The following is a 1,395-nucleotide window of genomic DNA, read 5'->3' as shown; positions in this document are numbered from 1 at the left end:
CGACCGCAGAAGAGCGGCAAACGACCTTTACCGACATGATGAAGGTCGGCTTGGAAACGCTGGTCGCAGACGCATGAAGCTGGATATAAAAGAGGCTATCCGCTTTGCTGCCTCCCGCTATGACTATGCTTACGCCTGTCAGCTGGCTGAGCAAGGAGGGAGCAGCGTTCAGTCTGAGCTAGTCCGGCTCCTCGCGGCTCTGGCAGAGCGCAGGGAGCTCAATATTCATTCGATGATGCAGCTAGAGTTGGAAATCGCAGGGCCTGTCCCTGCTAATTTTCAGCTTTTTTGCCATGAGGATGAAGCAGACGAGCAGCTGGCCAACTACCTCTATGATCTGGAAGCCAAGCTGCGCAATGAGCAGCTGATTGACTTTATCCGGGCCGTCAGTCCTGCTATTTACCGGATTTTTATGCGGCTGATTCGACTGGAAATACCGGATATTGACCGCTATATTCACAATGCACGAGAGGCCAGCTATGACCGCTGGAAGTTTGAGCAGATGAGAGGCTCGGCCTATTCTGTCCTGCAGACTTTCCGCTCGGAAAGCACCGTCAGCTCTTCCAGCCTGACAGAGCTGATCTGCCAGCTGGACCTGTCTGAGTCTGTCAAGGAAGGGGCTCGTGAGCTGCGGGAGTTGGAAAAGTCAGTCCGCAATCCGCTGGCCCACCTGATCAAACCCTTTGATGAGGCAGAATTGCACCGGACGACCGGCTTCTCGTCGCAGCATTTTATGGACTTGCTGGTCGAGCTGGCCCAGGAGACCGGTATCGTTTACCAGCGGGAGCCCTTTTACTTTGACCGTGCCAATGCGGTTATTGAATCCCTTTTATAAGGAGGTGCAGGATGGATAAGATTGCACAGCTGCAGCAGCTGATCGACCAAAGCCGGCACATCGTCTTTTTTGGCGGAGCGGGCGTTTCGACTGAGTCCAATATCCCGGACTTTCGCAGTTCAGACGGCATTTACAGTGTGGAGCTGGGGCGGCATTTCACAGCAGAGCAGCTGGTCTCTCACACCATGTTTGAGCGCTATCCGCAGGAGTTTTTTGCCTTTTACAAGCAATACCTGCTCTATCCAGATGCCAGGCCCAATGCTGCTCATACCTATCTGGCAGCTCTGGAGAAGGCAGGGAAGCTCAAGGCAGTAGTGACCCAAAACATCGATAGCCTGCATGAAATGGCTGGTTCTCAAAAAGTGCTCAAACTGCACGGCAGCGCGGATCGGAATTTCTGTCTGGGCTGCCAGCGCTTTTACGACCTGCAGGCCTTTCTGGCTCTGCCGGGCACCGTGCCTCACTGTCTGGACTGCGGCAGCATAGTCAAGCCAGATGTGACCCTCTACGAGGAGCCGCTGGATATGGAGGTTTTCCGTCAGGCAGCTCAGGCCATTCAC

Annotated in this window: 2 protein-coding genes and 1 pseudogene; all 3 read left to right on the top strand. The window is 54.4% G+C overall.

Features of this window, described 5'->3' with window-relative positions; all coding sequences use genetic code 11:
* A pseudogene (locus tag STRDD11_RS11375) lies at positions 1 to 77 on the top strand (purine-nucleoside phosphorylase); the annotation flags it as partial.
* Positions 74 to 835, top strand: coding sequence for a hypothetical protein (locus STRDD11_RS11370; protein ID WP_128837397.1), 762 nt, complete (start codon positions 74 to 76; stop codon positions 833 to 835). The pseudogene STRDD11_RS11375 and the gene STRDD11_RS11370, both read left to right, overlap by 4 nt.
* An 11-nt stretch (positions 836 to 846) precedes the next feature.
* A partial coding sequence (locus STRDD11_RS11365; RefSeq protein WP_128837489.1) for an NAD-dependent protein deacylase occupies positions 847 to 1,395 on the top strand: 549 nt, incomplete at its 3' end.

The organism is Streptococcus sp. DD11, from assembly GCF_001578865.1.
GTDB lineage: Bacteria > Bacillota > Bacilli > Lactobacillales > Streptococcaceae > Streptococcus > Streptococcus panodentis.
Note: the sequence above shows the minus strand (reverse complement) of the source record. Positions and strands in the feature narration are given on the sequence as shown.

What these genes read in the sequence shown, in the direction of transcription:
- STRDD11_RS11370 (WP_128837397.1), top strand. Translation starts at nt 74, where the DNA reads ATGAAGCTGGATATAAAAGAGGCTATCCGCTTTGCTGCCTCCCGCTAT.